Raw genomic sequence first — 16246 nt, 5'->3', positions numbered from 1 at the left:
GATTAATGCGCACTTTGGCGATGCTGCGAGGGTGCATTAGGGGACAGTGCGAGGGCCAGTTGGGTGCGGTTGTTCATGTGGGTCAGGCGCAGTACTTGGGACACGTACAGTTTTACCGTGTTTTCGGTGATGCCCAGATCGCAGGCGATCTGATAGTTGGTCTGGCCTTTGCTCACCAGCTTGGCAACGTCCAGTTGACGGGGCGACAGCTGTTTGAAAATCGTCGGGATCTGTTGCCAGGTGCCCTCGCTTGAGTCCTGCGGGTTTGAAGGCTGAGTGGCCGACTGAGGAGGGCGTCGAGCGGACTCCATGTCCTGATACAGGTCGTCGATGGATTCGGCCAGGTACTGCAGTTTTTGGTTCAGGTGGCCCAACTGATCGCTCTTGTGCCGTTCGCGCAAGATGGCTTCCTGGCGCTGGATGCCCTCAAGCAGTTCATTGAGGTCGACCGGCTTTTGATAGTAATCGGCGATGCCGATACGCAGGGCTTTGATCACATCCTGCTTGTCTGCTCGACCGGTTAATAAAATGCTTTCAAAGGCGCGATGTTTACCGGCGATTTTTTGCAGGTGCTGGGTGAGTTCAATGCCGTTCATCTCGGGCATGTGCAGGTCGCACAGTACCAGGCCAATCTCCGGATCGGCGACGAAGGCACTGATGGCTTCACGTGTTGAATTGCAGGGAACGCAGCGGTAGCCGCTGCTTTCAAGAAATTCGCAAAGCTCTTCGACAATCAACGATTGGTCGTCGACCACGAGGACTTTTATTAGGGGGTTGGACGTATGCACGCGGTTCTCCTTCCTGGTAAACCAATCAGGGACTTCTTGGTCCACTTGTTTACTGCGTTGGTTTAAACGTAGACCTACTTTACGACTATGTACAAGGTGTTAATCCCTCATATCAATTAGCGAAGGAGCGCCATTGTCAGGGTAAACCCGCCTAACAGGAAGGGTGCAAATGGAAGCTTTTTTGACACTGGGGCGTTATTGACAAGGGAAGGGATCTTAACCCGTTGATTCATTGACGGCAGGATTTTTGACGCAAAGAGCCACCAAGCGCCAGCACACAGGCCAGCACCGATGATGGTACCAAGAATTGTCGGACGGTCGGTTGCCAGTGCCAAAGCCATCAACAGCTTTACGTCGCCGGCTCCAAGCTTGTTTAGCGCATAACCGGGAAGCGTCAGAACGAGTGCGACCAGTAACGCCCAGCCGCCTTCGGCTGCGCTTGCGCCCAGCCAGGTGTGCCCCGTCCATAGCAAATACAGCAACGCAAGCGCCGCGGCACCAAAGGTCAGGACATTGGAAATATTACGTTGGAGCAGGTCTTGAATGGAACACGCAGCAAACCACACAAACACAACACATAACTGGATCACGTAAAGAACCTCCCTTTTTTACCAATGATTCTATGATGATATTACTGTCGATGGTCAGGGTAGACGCAGTCATGAAAACAAGACTTCCCAAAAAGCAGAAAGGCGCCGCTGCGATTGAGTTCGCGCTGGTGTTTGTGATTTTTTTTGCAGTGCTCTATGGCGTCCTCAGCTACAGCTTGCCGCTGCTACTGGTGCAGTCCTTCAATAATGCGACGGCCGAGGCGGTACGCCGTAGCATGGCGGTCGATCCGACGGCGCCTAACTACGGGAGTGTGGTGGAAACGTTGGCCAAGAGCGTTTTGAACGAGAAGCTGACCTGGGTGCCAACTGCGGTGAAAAGCAGTCTGGTCCCGGCCGCGACCTACAACGCGACAACCAAAGTCCTGACCGCCAGTGTCAGTCTGCCGGCCACGGCGCTGACTTCCATCATGCCAGTGCTCAAGCTGGGGACCATCACTGTGCCCAATCTGCCAACTATTTTGAAAGCCGAATCGAGCGTCCAAATTGGCAACTAGTGAAGGGCTGTTTGGGCGATTGTTGGGACGGACCGACGAGCGCTTGCCTGAATCCAATGATCCGCAAATGCCCACCCATGCGGGCATCCAATTGATGCTCGATCAACACGGTTACGTCACTGATATTCACGGCCTGCAGCGTTATGGCCTGGCGCGCTCGAGCGGCGACGGTGCACCGCGCTTGCTGCTGAGCTACATGGTGCCGGGCAGCACGCTGGCACTCGAAGGTGTGCCGGCAGACTGGGTCGGCCACAGCCTCGACCTGGACTTTCAATGTGCCGGTCTGCGCGTAGTGCATACCCGAGGCTGGGTTCAGCCCCGGGGCGATGGCTGGCTTTTACAGCTGCTGGACATCAGCGACCTGCGCCTTGGCAGCGAGCAGGCGCGCAACCGTGAGCGCTGCACGCAACTGACCCTCAGCCTGGGCGAGCAATTGCGTCAGTGCAGTGTGCTGCGCCTGCCGGAAGTGATGCATGAGGCGCTGCGCAGCGTGGCCCAGCATGGGCGTGTGCCCTGCATGGCGCTGGCGGTGCGCGATGATGCGCAGTCCTCGTGGTACATGCACAGCACCTATCACTCGTTTGATGCCCCGCAACTCTGGTTGCCAGAGCAAAACCTGGGCAGCCTGCTCGACCCGCTGGGCGGCAACTCGCCCCAGCGTGTCGAGCGCGATGGTAATCCGCGGCTTAACGATCTGTTTGGCAATGCCGACGGTGTACTGGTGCCGTACAGCGACCAGCAAGGCTTGTGTGCCTGGTTGATGCTGGGCTTTTACCCTGCGTCACTGCACGGGCCGCAGATGAGTGAAAGCGACTGGATGCAGGTGTGCGCAGCTTTGTCAGCGCCGCTGCTGGATCGCTTGCGCGAGCAACAGCATGTGCAGCAGCGCGAGCGCATGGAAGCCCTGCAAGGCTTGCTGGGCACGGGGTGGTGGGAGTGGTCGATCACTAACGAGCTGTTGCAACTTGCGCCACAACTGGCTGCGAATCTGACGGATACCGCAGAGCCGCAGCCACTGACCCGAGAGGCATGGTTGGCGCTGTTTCATCCCGCGGACAGAGACGAACTCTGCGGCCGATTTAATGAATTGCTGGAGCATGGCAAGGAGTTATTGCTGTTTGCGCGGGTGCATCAACCCCAAAGCACACAGCCTGCCCAGTGGTATCGGATTCAGGGCCAGATGCTGGGGACCGGCACCCGGCGGCGCATTGTTGGTTTTATGCTGGATGTCAGCGACATCAAGAATCAACAGCAGCAAGTCGCCGCTGCTCATGCGCGGTTGGACAACCTGATCGCCAGCTCGCCAGCCGTGATTTACGTGCAACGTTATGTAGAAGGCGCGCTGTTGCCCGCGTTTTTCAGTGATAGCCTCAAGCCCTTGCTGGGCTGGACGCTGGAGGAGTGTACAAGCGCGACCTTGATCGAGTGGGTTCACCCCGATGATCGGGAGCACTATTTTGAGCGCACGCGCCAATTGCTGCGCGAAGGCAGCACCCGCCGTCGCTATCGCCTTCGTGACCGGGGGGGTGATTACCATTGGCTGCTCGATGAGGCCAAATTGTTGCGCGACGACCTGGGTTTGCCGGTTGAAGTCGTCGGGTTGTGGCTGGACATCACCGAGGCCACCGAAGCGGCCGAGCGGGTCAAGAGCAGCGAAGAACGCTATCGAATCCTGGTCGAAGACTCACCGGCCATGATCTGCCGGTACCGGCCTGACCTGACCCTGACCTTTGGCAACCAGCCCCTGGCCAGCTATCTGGAGTGCGCGACCGAGCAGTTGCCGGGCATCAACCTGAGCAGTTGGCTCTCCGACGAACAGCGTGAAGCCTTTGTGCAGCGTATTGCGGGTTTGACTCCACAGTCTCCGGTAAGCTCCGCTGAAATCAGCCTGCAACTGCCGGGTCGCGAATATGCCTGGTGGGTGTGGTCGGACCGGGGGATTTTCGACGAGCAGGGCAACCTGCTTGAAGTACAAGCTGTTGGCCGCGACAACACCGAGGTGCGCCGCTCGCAGCAGCAACTGACCCACAGTGCGAAAATGGCCACCCTTGGCGAAATGGCCACGGGGCTGGCGCACGAAATCAACCAGCCGTTGAACGTCATGCGCATGGCCGTAGCTAACGTGCTCAAGCGCCTTGGCAATGGCGATGCGCAGGTCGAGTACTTGCAAGAAAAACTCGCCCGCATCGACGGCCAAATCCAGCGTGCGGCGCGTGTGGTTGACCACTTGCGGGTGTTCGGCCGTCGCTCGGAAATCGAGCAGCAAGTGTTCAACCCTTCACAAGCGATGGAAGGCTCCGTGGCCTTGCTCAGCGAAGGCCTGCGCGGCAAAGGCGTGGCGTTGCGCAGCGAAGGTCTGGCGTGTGACGTGCAGGTGCGTGGCCATGTCGACCAGCTTGAGCAAGTGCTGATCAACTTGATGGTCAATGCCCGTGATGCGCTGATGAGCAAGCGTGAAACCGACCGCGACTTTGAGCCCTGGATTGCCCTGAGCATTGAATCCGATGCACAGCATGTGTGCCTCAGAGTGGACGACAACGCTGGCGGTATTGACCCGCGTCTGCTGGAACGAATCTTCGAGCCATTCTTCACGACCAAGCCCATTGGCCTTGGTACGGGGCTGGGGTTATCCGTGAGCTACGGCATCATCGACAACATGGGCGGACGGTTAAGCGTCAGCAACACCGAGCACGGCGCCCGGTTTTGCGTGGAGTTGCCGGTGGTTGAAGTGCAGGGTTGAGGTGCTGCGATATCTGTAGCCGTTGACGAAGCTGCGAGTACTGCGCACTCGAACGCAGCCTCGTACTACTCGTCAGCGGCTACAGGCAGTGGGCGTGTAGTCGCTGAGGAGCGAAGCGAGGCTGCGATCGGCTGCGCAGCAGTCGTAAGACCATGAGGCCCGGTGTATCTGATACACCGGGCCTTCTGCGTTCAAGGGGGAGTTAAAGCACCAACTGGGCGCGGCCGCCTTGGTTGCAAGAGAGGTTGGCACCGACATCGGCGTTGCCCAAACTGATGCCGAGTGCCCCTAGGAGCGTTTTAATGATCGGATCAAGGAGGTTTGATAGCAAGCCACTTAACGCAGTAGAAAGTATGCCTGTGACTTCGTTTATTAGCCCGGATACAGCTGTCAGTGCAGTGCTAGTAATGTTGCCAGTTTGAGGGGTGTAAGAAACTAATAGATTACTGCTCAGAGAGTCGCCGAGGCTTTTGATAATGTTTGAGTTGACGTCGATCGACTGGTATGAGGGGGCAGTATTGACGTTTGGTAAGTTTGCGCCTGTCCAAGTAAGAGGTTTGCTAGTTGCGCCAACTTGTGTTTGGACTTTGATTCCTAAGGCTCCACCTTTACCGATCTGTAAAGGTCCGCAAACAACAACTAATGTGCAGGAGGTTACATCAATGCTTATTAGTTTTACGGGGTCTACGGCCAGATAGTTTTGCTGGTTTATTACGGTGGTACTCGGGAAAGCACCATTGGTGGGTGGAAGACCAATACTAAGTTTTGCGGCAGCACTCGATGTTTGAGCCGTCAAACTTTTAGGCGCGCTGCCTGCGCAGTTATAGGCTGTTACATAGCTGTTGGCGCTGGCGGCTTCCAAGTAGATGTCCAGAGAAGAAGCAATGCTTAAAGAGGTGCGGTCGCAGGTTGAGAGTACGCATTTCAAAACAGCGTCCAACTTCAATTCTAAGAGGTTGTTAACAATGCTTGTGAGTGGTGATAGGAGTTGAGTCAAGGCTGATACAATTTGAGATACCAGTTTGAGTATGGCTAAATCAATGTGAATATGCGTTTGCACTTGTGCGGTCTTGACATAAATACGGCTAGCACCGTTCAAAGGATCAAGAATTGCAAGCGCAGGGTTGCCAACGACAGACATCTGCGGGGGTTCGATAATTTTTAGTGATACAGTGACATTGCCCACCAGCGGGATATTGGTGGTGATGTTGGCCGCTACTGCACTTTTGCCATTGGCGAGTTGTACAGCGCCTTGCAAAAGATCAAGTACTTTTAAGTTCGTATCCAGCCCTGCAGTGGATGTGCCGTTTTGTATCTTGATCAAGTCGCCTAGCTTAAGTATTTGTGTGTTGCTAGCGATCAAGCTTATAGCCTTAAGTCCTTGAAGAGCTACCGTTGCACCCGCGCCGTTCTTCTCCAGTACATTCACGGCAGCATTAATAAGCTGGGTGGGGGTCACATTGGTATTCAGTAATTGGTTGTAATCTCCCGCTTTAAGGTTCAAATTTATAGCAAGCTGGTTCAAATAACTGAGCAAGTTGATATCGGTTGTTGCTAGACCTTGCCAGGACGCGAGGCTGAGATTGAGTTTGCCGCCGAGAAGTCCGCCAACCAGGCCGTTGAGTAGTTCGGATTTACTGCTATCAATAGTGCCCAAAGAACTGCGGATTGTCAGTGCTGCCAACGGCGCCCCACCATTGCTACCCACTGCACTTGCCGTCAAATTGGTATTCAGGTTAAACCCGTCTTTGGAAAAAAGACTCCACAATCCTCCTGCCACACTGGTGGGAACGGTAGTGGTGGCGATCACACGGATGGCATCGGATTTGTTTGCGTCTGCGGTGAAGACACGCAACTGGCTGCTGTTTGTACTCAGGCTTCCGCAGGTAGTGTTTATTTTTTGTACGGCGCCGGGTGTAAAGCTGTTGCGGATGGCGCTTTGGTTCGCGTAACTCGCGGCTGTAGCGCCGCTGCCACAGGTGCCCAGTCTGCTCACCGCCTCCAATACCGCCATATCCGCCACCCGTTGCAATTTGCGTTGCTCCAGGTACAAACGCCCGCTGTCGACCACCAGCAACATGAACAGCAGCACCATGCCGAGGGTCACGGCAGCCATCAAGCCGATTGCGCCACGCTGTTGCTGTGGACCCGTAAAACCAATACCGCGTAGTTGGGGAGACATCGAGCACTCCTGTTGCTGGAACATTGCCCAGCGCTAACTCTCCAAAGTTTGAACGAGTGTAGCTAATAAGTGATCGATGCGCTGGCCAGTTGCCAGTTTTATAGGCGTGATGTGAACAGTTAATCAAAAGCCGATGATAAATGGTCGAAAATCGAGGGTGAAAGCTAACTTGCTCACGAAAGTATTAATACCAACTTACTTATATACTTTGTGAGCAAGTTAGTGCTCTCGAACTTACTTCGGTGGATAGGTGCTCAATATCTTGGTCACCGCCTCCTGGATCGCCGCACTGCGCTCAGCCGGAGTAGGGCTGGTGTCGATGACTTTTTCGGCACTGCCGCGCCACACCAGTTTGCCGTCTTTGGCATCGATCAGGTCGATTTGCAGCGTGCCGACTTGATAGACCACGTTGCGGGTTTCGTTGTACATCGGTGGGCCCCAATAACCTTCCCACGGGCCACCCCAGTAACCACCCCACGGCCCGCCCCATGGGCGACCGTAACCGTAGTTGGTCACCACTTGTTCCTGATGGTTGGCAACGATCAGCCAGGCTTGCACCAGCAGATCCGGCTTGCTGCCTGCCGCTACCGGGCGCAGGCCGCGCTGGTCCAGCTGGCCGCTTATGGCCTGAACGATGCGCTGCTCGGTCAGGTCGCTTCGCAGCATCGGGTTGTTGGGTTGATATTGCACGGCAGGGTCTTTCCAGGCCCAGGACTGGAATCTGGCGAAATCGACAGCAGGGTTGTAGTCATGGCTGACCTGCATGGTTTCGCAAGCGCTGAGCAGCAGGGCCAGGCCCAGTAATGCCAGGCGACGTAGCATGATGATTTCTCCGCTTCAACAATAAGTCTTAATGGGGAGGATAAGCCTGTACTGCCTTGTTCAGTGATTCGCGCAGGGCATCACTGCGTTCGCCCAGGCTGCCTTTACTGCTGGTTTCTGCACTGGAGCTCCACACCGGTTGACCGGTTTTGCCGTCATACAGATTGAGTCGCACCACCATGACTTCGACTTCGTAGGTCCGTACGACCGGGACGGAGTTGTACATTCCGTACTGGCTGCCGTACCGGCCATAGCCGCTGCCGTAGCCCGCCCCATAACCATAGTCGTCCTGTACCTGGCGCAAGCGTTTTTCGGTGTGTAAATCAGCGCTTACCCACAGATCCGCTGGACGGTTGGGCTGGGCCGGGCGCAAGCCTCGCTGGTCCAGCGCATTGTTCACCGCTTCGGCGATCTGGGCAGAGTCGGCCCACGCGGTGCCAACCGGCAGGCGACCGTTGAGCCAGGCCCAGCTCTGGTAGCGCCCGTAATCGCGCGGTGGCGCGGGGTAGGCGCTCAAATCCAGAGTATTGGCCGCTTGCACCGGAGCGGGCGGCATGGGCATGGCGCTCGGGGTGTAAGGGTTGGGGCTTTGGCAAGCGCCCAGCCCCAGGCTTAAAACGAATAAGGCAACGCGGCGATACATGATGGTCTCCCCCGCAGGGCGATTTAAACCGGGCGGCACACCCAATGCAGATAACGTCCCAGCCCGGCAAAGGCTGGATGGCGACGATGGGCCAGTTCCATTTCAACCAGCGCCTCAAGTTCGGCCCGGGCCTGAAATTCAACGGGCATGTAATCGTGAAACACTCGCACGCCGCTTTGAGTTTCGACCTGCCACAGGCCGTCCAGTGCCGTAGCCAGTTCCCGTGGGTCGAGGGGTTGCTGCGGGGTGAGGCTCTGTTTTTCGCCGGCCATGTCGTTCTTGCGCATTTTGCGAAAGTGGCCCTTGAGCAGGTTGCGGTAGATCAACGCGTCGCGGTTGTAAAACGCCAACGATAACCAGCCGTCCTTGGCGGTCAGTTGATGCAGCACCGGCAGGATCGCGTGGGGTTCGGCCAGCCATTCCAGCACAGCGTGGCACAGCACCAGATCGTAGGGCTCGGTCAATTGCCCCAGCAGCTCTTGCCACGGCGCCTGAATAAAGGTGCCGGTCTGGCCTGCCTCGGCGAAACGCTGGCGGGCGCCTTCAAGCATGGGGGCGGCTGGTTCGGCCAGGGTTACATCGTGACCTTGCTGGGCCAGCCACAAAGACATGTGGCCCAGCCCTGCACCGATATCCAGTACCCGTAACGGGCGTTTTGGCAGTGATTCTTCAAGGTCGGCCTGAAGCACGGCCAGACGAATGGCACCCTTGGCGCCGCCGTAGATTTTCTCGGCGAAACGGGTGGCCAGTTGATCGAAGTGACGGTCACTCATGGGTTGAAACGCCTTTCATTGTCGGCCAGTTTGCTGCGCACGACGTCGTTCATGTCCAGTCCCAACTCGGCGCACAGCAACACCAGGTACAGCACGATATCGCCTACCTCCTGGCCTGCGTGGGCGAGTTTGTCGGCGGGTAGCTGGCGGGATTGGTCTTCGCTTAGCCACTGAAAAATTTCCACCAGCTCAGCCATTTCGACACTGGCGGCCATGGCCAGATTTTTCGGGCTGTGAAATTGTTTCCAGTCGTTGTTATCGCGGATGCGGTGCATGCGTTGCGTGAGTTCGTCGAGGTTCATCGAGGGTGTGCTCTCCAGAAGGAGCAAAGCTTGCGACCGAACGGGCGTTGGTGCAAGTGAAAGGCATAGAAGCCATGCTGGGCTGCCAGTCAGTTCTTTGTGCAAACTCTGTTGTAGATCAAGCCCTACTGTGGGAGCAAGCCTGCTCGCGAACGACCTTCGCGAGCAGGCTCGCTCCCACAGTAGGCGTTTTCGTGTAGCCGCTTATGCGCTTGTGTCGTTTAGCTGATCGGTCGCCAGTTGCCGATCAGGTGCACCAGGTCGCCATGCCCGTTGAGCTGGAAATCACCACTGGAACCGGCTTCGCTGCTGAGCAGGATCACTTCACTGGGCAAACGAACCGGTTTTTTAAAGGCGACAAAGATCTCGACATTGGCCGCAGGCAGGTGCGAGTTCAATGCCGCCACAGCGCGGGTTTTTATCCACAGGCCATGGGCGATGGCGCTGGGCAGGCCAAACAGTTTGGCGCTGGCAGCACTGAGGTGAATGGGGTTGAAGTCGCCCGACACCTTGGCGTACCGGCGGCCAATATCGGCCGGGGCGTACCAACGAGTCAGTTCGTTGAGCACCACCGGCCCGGGTGGCAGGGTTTCAGGTGCTTCGCCCGGCAACTCGACGCCTTTGCACAGCAGGGTGCTTTCGGCCTCCCACAACGGACCGAGCATATCGTCCACTTGGGTGACCACTTCAAAGGTCGCCCCCTTGGGGTGTTTTTGCAGGTTGTGCACAAACACCCCGATGCGCAGTTGCGTCACGCTGCCCATGGGGCGCAGCAGCCGTATCCGATTGGTTAGATGGATCAGCCCAAGGAGCGGGAAGGGAAAGTCCTTGCTGGTCAGTAACTGCATTTGCAGCCCAAAGGCCAGGACATGGGGATAGGTAGGAGGCAGCAAGGGGCTAGGCGCCAGGTCGCATACGTCCCTGAACGCCGCCAGTGAGGTGGGCTCAACTTCAACCCAGCAGCGCAAACCCTGTTCTGGCAAGGTGCTGCCGGTGATTTTGCGCCGGGCCGCGGCGCGGGCGTACAACGCGGGCAAATGCGGTGGGCTGGTCAGGTCGAGCCACTTCACGGTCATGGTTCATGCTCCCAAAATGCTTTGTCCGCACACCCGCAGGGCTTGACCGCTGACGGCGCCAGAGCCCGGCTGTGCGAGCCACGCCACCGCTTCGGCCACGTCTTGCGGTAGGCCGCCCTGGCCCAGGGAACTCATGCGTCGGCCCGCTTCGCGCAAGGCGAAGGGGATATGCGCCGTCATTTGGGTTTCAATAAACCCGGGGGCCACGGCGTTGATACTGATGCCACGCTCGGCCAGCATCGGGGCCCAGGCTTGAGCCAGGCCAATCAGCCCGGCCTTGCTAGCGGCGTAGTTGGTCTGGCCGCGATTACCGGCGATACCGCTGATGGATGCGAGCAGAATCACCCGACCGTTATCGCGCAGGGTGCCGCTGTCGAGCAGGGCTTTGGTGAGTACTTGCGGGGCATTGAGGTTGACCGCGATCACTGAGTCCCAGAACTCGGGCGTCATGTTGGCCAGGGTTTTGTCACGGGTGATACCTGCGTTGTGAACCACGATGTCGACACCGTCACCCAGGTGTTCGACCAGCTCTTGAGCCGCATTGGCGGCACAAATATCCAGCGCAATGCTGTGCCCGCCCAAGCGGGCGGCCAGTGCATCGAGGTCGGCCTTGGCAGATGGAACGTCGAGCAAGATCAATTGGGCGCCATCCCGGGCCAGGGTTTCGGCAATCGAGGCGCCAATTCCGCGGGCCGCCCCGGTCACCAAGGCCTTGCGCCCGGCCAAGGGGCGAGTCCAGTCCTGTACCTGAGAGGTGCAGGTCGAGAGGCGTAGCACTTGCCCGCTGATAAATGCACTTTTGGGCGAAAGGAAAAACCGCAGTGCGCCTTCAAGCTGATCTTGCGCGTCTTCACCGACATACAGCAGTTGCAGGGTGCTGGCATTACGCAGTTCTTTGGCCAGTGACCGGCTGAAGCCCTCGAGCGCACGCTGGGCGCTGGCGGCAAATGGGTCACTTAATGTTTCAGGCGCCCGGCCCAGAATCACTAGGTGGGCGCTGTGTTCCAGACTGCGCAGCAGTGGCTGGAAAAACTCGCGCAATAGCTTGAGCTGATCGGTGTGCAGCAGTTCGCTGGCGTCGAACACCACGGCCTTGAGCTTGGGGCCCTGGCCTGGAATCCAGGGTGTGGCGAGCAATGGTTCGGGGCCGTAGCTGTACACGGCGTCGGTGAGTTTGCTGGCAAAGCGGTTCACCTGCTCGGCCAATGCCCCGCCACCAATCAACAGCGGACCTTCGACGGGGCGCAGACGCCCGGCCTGCCAGCGTTCCAGTCGTCCCGGTGACGGCAGACCCAACGCGCCGACCAGACGCTGGCCGAGGGATGAGTTGACGAAGTCGATATAACGGTCTGACATGGAACACTCTCCGACAGATGGGGTTCAAAGGGTTGACCACAAACATGCCGTGGTCGTTCGTTATCAGCGATAAGACCTACGCTTGTAACGATTAATGGATTCAAAAGAATAGGGGCAATCGTATGAGTCTGCGTCGTGTAGCAATTATTGGTGGTAACCGAATCCCGTTTGCCCGCTCTAATGGGCCGTATGCGACCGCCAGTAATCAGGACATGTTGACGGCCGCGCTGGAGGGGTTGATCGAGCGTTACAACCTGCACGGGCTGCGCATGGGGGAGGTCGTGGCCGGGGCGGTGCTCAAGGATTCACGGGATTTCAGCATGACCCGAGAGTGCGTGCTGGGTTCACGGCTTTCGCCGAAAACGCCGGCCTATGACCTGCAGCAGGCCTGCGGGACGGGACTAGAAGCGGTGTTGCTGGTGGCCAACAAGATTGCCTTGGGGCAGATCGACTGTGCGATTGCCGGGGGAGTGGACACTACCTCGGATGCGCCGATTGGCCTTAATGACGGCTTGCGTAAATGGCTGTTGCAGTTCAATCGCACCAAGGCGCCTCTGGACAAGCTCAAGACCTTGCTGCAATTGCGTCCGGGATTTCTGAAGCCCGAGTTTCCCCGTAATGGCGAGCCCCGCACCGGACTTTCGATGGGCCAGCACTGCGAGTTGATGGCGCAAACCTGGGGTATTCCAAGGCTTGCGCAGGACGAGTTGGCCCTGCACAGCCATCAGGCGTTGACGGCGGCCTATCACGCGGGCTGGGAAGATGACTTGCTCACGCCTTTCCGGGGTTTGAGCCGTGATAACAACCTGCGTGCCGACCTGACCCTGGAAAAACTCGCAGCCCTGAAACCCGTGTTCGAGCGCAGTGCCAAGGGCACGCTGACGGCGGGCAACTCTACGCCACTGACCGATGGTGCTGCCGTGGTGCTGTTGGGCAGCGAAGAGTGGGCCAAGGAGCGCGGCTTACCGATTTTGGCGTATTTGCGTGATGGCGAGACTGCCGCCGTGGATTTCGTGCATGGAGCAGAAGGTTTGCTGATGGCTCCTGTGTATGCCGTCCCACGGCTGCTGGCACGCAATGGACTGACCTTGCAGGATTTTGACTACTACGAAATTCACGAGGCATTTGCCGCGCAGGTGCTGTGTACCCTGAAAGCCTGGGAGGATGCGGCCTACTGCAAAAGCCGGCTCGACCTTGATGCACCGCTGGGCTCGATTGATCGCAGCAAGCTCAACGTCAAGGGCAGCTCGCTGGCCGTGGGGCATCCGTTTGCGGCGACGGGAGGACGGATCGTGACCAATATGTCCAAGCTGCTCGCCACCGCCGGGCAGGGGCGGGGGCTGATCTCGATCTGCGCGGCGGGTGGGCAGGGCGTGACCGCAATCCTTGAGCGGTAGCGCTGAACCCGACAGGCACTCTGTTGCCGGTCAAGGCCCTGTGGGAGCGAGCCTGCTCGCGAATGATCTTCGCGAGCAGGCTCGCTCCCACGGTTGAAGTCTCTCCAGGCGTTATGCGGGCACAGGGGCCCGAACCTCTTGCCGAGTGCGAGTGGCGTAGCTTTCAGCCATCACCGAGCACACGATCAGCTGCAGCGGGTGATAGATCATGATGGGTAGCAGTATCAGGCCCAGCCCCGGATTGGCGCCGAAGATCAAGGCGGCCATCGGGGCTCCGGCAGCCAGGGATTTTTTGCTGGCGCAGAACACGGCGGCAATTTCGTCGCTGGTGCTGAACTTCAAGGCGCGGGCTGTGCGGGTGGTCATCCACAGGATGATGGCGAGCAGCATCGCACTGCCAATCAAGGCGCTGAAAATCACCGACGTGCCCTGTTGTTGCCACATGCCCGAGACCATCGAGTTGCAGAACGCCGCGTAGACCAGCAGCAGAATCACCACTTTGTCGCAGATGTTGGTGTAGCGCTTGTGGCGGGCGAAAAAGCGTCCGAACAGCGGGCGTACCAGTTGGCCAAGGACCAGGGGCAACAGGAGCATGGCGCACAGGTCGAGCAGGGTTGAGCCCAGGTCGATACCGCCTGCGCCGCTGCCAACCACCAGGCTGACGAGCAATGGGGTGATGAAAATCCCCAATACGCTGGACAGGCTGGCATTGAGAATGGCCGCCGGTACGTTGCCGCCTGCGCTGCCGGTGAGTGCGACCGAGGAGGATATGGTTGAAGGCAACGCGCACAGGTAGAAGAACCCCAGCATCAACAACGGTGGAATATGGGCGCCCAGTAGCTTGTTGGCGACGACCCAGATCAGCGGGAAAACGATGAAGGTGAAGCCCTGAACCATGAAGTGCAGGCGGATGTTTTTCAGGCCGTGGCGGATTTGCTCGCTGGACAGGTTGACCCCGTGCAGGAAAAACACCAGGAACACACCGATATTGATGACCCACTCAGCGTGCATCCCACCGCCAGTGCTGCCGAAATGCGGGAACACATACGCCAGAAGTGTCGCTAGCAGCATGCCGCACAGAAACCAGTCGGAGAACATTCGTTTGAGATGTTTGAGCACAGGCATCGTGGGCACCGGAACATTGTAAGAATTGATGACTTAGCCTAACGTCGCCGGTATCTGACGTCTTGCGATATAAGGCCAATCAATGCCGCCAAACGGACAACGTGGGCTCCAGCGCGTCATTCCAGTGCTTGATGCATTGCCGCGGCCGCTGTACGCCCGGGCCGAAAGCCTGGGCGCAGGTTCGTGGACGCCACGTCATCGACATGATTGGGTGCAGTTTTCATACGCGATCAGTGGTGTATTGGGCGTGCACACCGAGGAGGGCAGTTTTTTTGCCCCTCCCCAGTGGGGGATCTGGATTCCCGCCGGGCTGGAGCATGAGGTCATCACCTCGATGCGTGCTGAAATGCGCAGCCTGTATGTGCGTCGAGAGGATTGCCAGTGGGCGCCTGACCAGTGCCGGGTCCTTGAAGTTACGCCGCTGGCGCGCGAACTGATCAAAAGTTTTTGTGCGCTCCCCGTCGAATACCCGGAGGGCGGCAGTCCTGAGCAAAGGCTGGTGACGGTGTTGCTGGATCAATTGGCGAGCCTGCCCGAGGTGGGTTTTTCGCTGCCGTTGCCCCGCCATGGTCGCTTGCTGGTGCTGTGCAATGAGTTGATCGAAACCCCCGATGCCGACGTGAGCCTGAGCCTGTGGTCGGATCGGTTGGGCATGTCTGAGAAAACCCTTATGCGTTTGTTCCTGCGTGAAACGGGCTTGAGCTTTCGCAGTTGGCGTCAGCGGGTACGATTGCTGTCTTCGTTGCGGGTGCTAGAGGAGGGTGGGCATGTCACGCGCGCGGCGTTGTCGTGCGGATATGAGTCGACGTCAGCGTTCATCGCGGTGTTCAAAAAGATGTTTGGCTTTACGCCGGGCGAGTTATTTCGCCAGGGCTAAGCTACGGGCTCATTTGTCGGTGCTCTAAACGGGTTGCTCGTCTATCATTCAAATCGTTTGCCCTCTCCCCGTGGTGAGTGGATTGCCGTATAACGAGTGACATTCGCGTGTTTGGTAATAAAGGACCCACAATAAAAGCTGATGAAGACTCCAAAACGCTTAGAACCCCTGATCGAGGACGGTCTGATCGACGAGGTGCTGCGCCCACTCATGAGTGGCAAAGAAGCAGCTGTGTACGTAGTCCGCTGCGGCAATGAGCTGCGATGCGCCAAGGTTTATAAGGAGGCTAACAAACGAAGTTTCCGCCAGGCCGCCGAATATCAGGAGGGTCGCAAGGTTCGCAACAGCCGTCAGGCCCGAGCGATGGCCAAGGGCTCCAAGTTCGGTCGTAAAGAAACCGAAGATGCCTGGCAGAACGCCGAAGTGGCTGCGCTGTTTCGTCTGGCGGGCGCCGGTGTTCGGGTTCCAAAACCGTTCGACTTCCTGGAAGGCGTGCTGTTGATGGAACTGGTGGCCGATGAGTACGGCGATGCAGCACCGCGACTCAATGACGTGGTGCTGGAGCCGGACCAGGCTCGCGAGTACCACGCGTTCCTGATTCAGCAGATTGTGCTGATGCTGTGTACCGGCTTGGTCCACGGCGATTTGTCCGAGTTCAACGTACTGTTGACGCCAACCGGGCCGGTGATTATCGATCTGCCACAGGCTGTCGATGCAGCTGGTAATAACCACGCCTTCAGCATGCTGGAGCGTGATGTGGGCAACATGGCTTCTTACTTCGGGCGTTTTGCGCCGGAATTGAAGACAACCAAATACGCCAAGGAAATGTGGGCGCTTTACGAAGCCGCCACTTTGCACCCTGGCAGCGTATTGACGGGCGAGTTTGACGAGCCGGACGAGCTGGCTGATGTTGGCGGTGTCATGCGCGAGATCGAAGCTGCCCGTCTGGACGAAGCGTTCCGTCAGGCCGTGCGTGCTGCAGATGATGCGCCACCGAGCAAGTCTGAAGAGCCGCCTCCACCGTGGATGCAGTAATTGGCTAAATAAAAAATCCGGCTCA

At 58.0% G+C, this 16246-nt stretch carries 15 protein-coding genes; 5 read left to right on the top strand and 10 right to left on the bottom strand.

Annotated elements, in window-relative coordinates; translation table 11 throughout:
- Nucleotides 1-2: 2 nt before the first annotated feature.
- Nucleotides 3-788 (bottom strand): response regulator transcription factor, encoded by a 786-nt coding sequence (locus TU76_RS17130; RefSeq protein WP_046810473.1) that lies wholly within the window; start codon nt 786-788, stop codon nt 3-5.
- 116 nt (nt 789-904) lie between these two features.
- Nucleotides 905-1378, bottom strand: coding sequence for a prepilin peptidase (locus tag TU76_RS17125; protein WP_048352186.1), 474 nt, complete (start codon nt 1376-1378; stop codon nt 905-907).
- A 71-nt stretch (nt 1379-1449) separates the two neighbouring features.
- Here TU76_RS17125 and TU76_RS17120 point away from each other — a divergent pair, with 71 nt between their 5' ends.
- Both TU76_RS17120 and TU76_RS17115 read left to right on the top strand, forming a co-directional pair.
- Nucleotides 1450-1893, top strand: coding sequence for a TadE/TadG family type IV pilus assembly protein (locus tag TU76_RS17120; RefSeq protein WP_048352224.1), 444 nt, complete (start codon nt 1450-1452; stop codon nt 1891-1893).
- Nucleotides 1883-4633: a PAS domain-containing sensor histidine kinase gene (locus TU76_RS17115; RefSeq protein ID WP_048352185.1), complete on the top strand. Its 2751-nt coding sequence runs from the start codon at nt 1883-1885 to the stop codon at nt 4631-4633. The genes TU76_RS17120 and TU76_RS17115 overlap by 11 nt, the downstream gene beginning before the upstream one ends.
- A 202-nt stretch (nt 4634-4835) precedes the next feature.
- Here the strand turns inward: TU76_RS17115 and TU76_RS17110 are convergent, their stop codons facing one another.
- From TU76_RS17110 to TU76_RS17080, 7 genes are all read right to left on the bottom strand, one after another.
- Nucleotides 4836-6815 carry a pilus assembly protein TadG-related protein gene (locus TU76_RS17110; protein WP_048352184.1) on the bottom strand — a complete coding sequence of 660 codons (1980 nt, stop codon included), beginning with the start codon at nt 6813-6815 and terminating at the stop codon, nt 4836-4838.
- A gap of 234 nt (nt 6816-7049) precedes the next feature.
- Nucleotides 7050-7637: a DUF4136 domain-containing protein gene (locus TU76_RS17105; protein WP_019825810.1), complete on the bottom strand. Its 588-nt coding sequence runs from the start codon at nt 7635-7637 to the stop codon at nt 7050-7052.
- A 28-nt stretch (nt 7638-7665) separates the two neighbouring features.
- Nucleotides 7666-8280 (bottom strand): DUF4136 domain-containing protein, encoded by a 615-nt coding sequence (locus TU76_RS17100; RefSeq protein WP_046810469.1) that lies wholly within the window; start codon nt 8278-8280, stop codon nt 7666-7668.
- Between the two features lie 23 nt (nt 8281-8303).
- Nucleotides 8304-9053, bottom strand: a complete 750-nt coding sequence (locus TU76_RS17095) for a methyltransferase domain-containing protein (protein WP_046810468.1) — start codon at nt 9051-9053, stop codon at nt 8304-8306.
- Nucleotides 9050-9355 carry a nucleotide pyrophosphohydrolase gene (locus tag TU76_RS17090; protein WP_019825804.1) on the bottom strand — a complete coding sequence of 102 codons (306 nt, stop codon included), beginning with the start codon at nt 9353-9355 and terminating at the stop codon, nt 9050-9052. The genes TU76_RS17095 and TU76_RS17090 overlap by 4 nt, the downstream gene beginning before the upstream one ends.
- 221 nt (nt 9356-9576) lie before the next feature.
- Nucleotides 9577-10431 carry a MaoC family dehydratase gene (locus TU76_RS17085; protein ID WP_048352183.1) on the bottom strand — a complete coding sequence of 285 codons (855 nt, stop codon included), beginning with the start codon at nt 10429-10431 and terminating at the stop codon, nt 9577-9579.
- A gap of 3 nt (nt 10432-10434) precedes the next feature.
- Nucleotides 10435-11787, bottom strand: coding sequence for a 3-oxoacyl-ACP reductase (locus TU76_RS17080; protein ID WP_019825800.1), 1353 nt, complete (start codon nt 11785-11787; stop codon nt 10435-10437).
- 122 nt (nt 11788-11909) lie between these two features.
- Here TU76_RS17080 and TU76_RS17075 point away from each other — a divergent pair, with 122 nt between their 5' ends.
- The gene (locus tag TU76_RS17075; RefSeq protein ID WP_046810465.1) at nt 11910-13184 is read left to right on the top strand and encodes an acetyl-CoA C-acetyltransferase; all 1275 of its coding nucleotides are present in this window, start codon (nt 11910-11912) and stop codon (nt 13182-13184) included.
- Between the two features lie 111 nt (nt 13185-13295).
- Here the strand turns inward: TU76_RS17075 and TU76_RS17070 are convergent, their stop codons facing one another.
- Nucleotides 13296-14309 carry a bile acid:sodium symporter family protein gene (locus TU76_RS17070; protein WP_048352182.1) on the bottom strand — a complete coding sequence of 338 codons (1014 nt, stop codon included), beginning with the start codon at nt 14307-14309 and terminating at the stop codon, nt 13296-13298.
- A gap of 82 nt (nt 14310-14391) precedes the next feature.
- Between TU76_RS17070 and TU76_RS17065 the strand changes: the two genes are divergently transcribed.
- Both TU76_RS17065 and TU76_RS17060 read left to right on the top strand, forming a co-directional pair.
- Nucleotides 14392-15186 carry an AraC family transcriptional regulator gene (locus TU76_RS17065; RefSeq protein ID WP_048352181.1) on the top strand — a complete coding sequence of 265 codons (795 nt, stop codon included), beginning with the start codon at nt 14392-14394 and terminating at the stop codon, nt 15184-15186.
- Nucleotides 15187-15327: 141 nt separating this feature from the next.
- Entirely contained in the window at nt 15328-16221 is an 894-nt protein-coding gene (locus TU76_RS17060) for a PA4780 family RIO1-like protein kinase (RefSeq protein WP_019825793.1), read from the top strand.
- Nucleotides 16222-16246 lie beyond the last annotated feature (25 nt).

Source organism: Pseudomonas psychrophila (assembly GCF_001043005.1).
Taxonomy (GTDB): domain Bacteria; phylum Pseudomonadota; class Gammaproteobacteria; order Pseudomonadales; family Pseudomonadaceae; genus Aquipseudomonas; species Aquipseudomonas psychrophila.
The sequence above is the reverse complement of the archived record's forward strand: the minus strand, read 5'-3'. Positions and strand labels throughout refer to the sequence as shown.

Bases quoted from the DNA above. Each gene is read 5' to 3' on its own strand.
- TU76_RS17095 (WP_046810468.1), bottom strand. From the start codon at position 9,053: ATGAGTGACCGTCACTTCGATCAACTGGCCACCCGTTTCGCCGAGAAA.
- TU76_RS17120 (WP_048352224.1), top strand. From the start codon at position 1,450: ATGAAAACAAGACTTCCCAAAAAGCAGAAAGGCGCCGCTGCGATTGAG.
- TU76_RS17105 (WP_019825810.1), bottom strand. From the start codon at position 7,637: ATGCTACGTCGCCTGGCATTACTGGGCCTGGCCCTGCTGCTCAGCGCT.
- TU76_RS17100 (WP_046810469.1), bottom strand. From the start codon at position 8,280: ATGTATCGCCGCGTTGCCTTATTCGTTTTAAGCCTGGGGCTGGGCGCT.
- TU76_RS17070 (WP_048352182.1), bottom strand. From the start codon at position 14,309: ATGCCTGTGCTCAAACATCTCAAACGAATGTTCTCCGACTGGTTTCTG.
- TU76_RS17080 (WP_019825800.1), bottom strand. From the start codon at position 11,787: ATGTCAGACCGTTATATCGACTTCGTCAACTCATCCCTCGGCCAGCGT.
- TU76_RS17065 (WP_048352181.1), top strand. From the start codon at position 14,392: ATGCCGCCAAACGGACAACGTGGGCTCCAGCGCGTCATTCCAGTGCTT.
- TU76_RS17060 (WP_019825793.1), top strand. From the start codon at position 15,328: ATGAAGACTCCAAAACGCTTAGAACCCCTGATCGAGGACGGTCTGATC.
- TU76_RS17110 (WP_048352184.1), bottom strand. From the start codon at position 6,815: ATGTCTCCCCAACTACGCGGTATTGGTTTTACGGGTCCACAGCAACAG.
- TU76_RS17075 (WP_046810465.1), top strand. From the start codon at position 11,910: ATGAGTCTGCGTCGTGTAGCAATTATTGGTGGTAACCGAATCCCGTTT.
- TU76_RS17090 (WP_019825804.1), bottom strand. From the start codon at position 9,355: ATGAACCTCGACGAACTCACGCAACGCATGCACCGCATCCGCGATAAC.
- TU76_RS17085 (WP_048352183.1), bottom strand. From the start codon at position 10,431: ATGACCGTGAAGTGGCTCGACCTGACCAGCCCACCGCATTTGCCCGCG.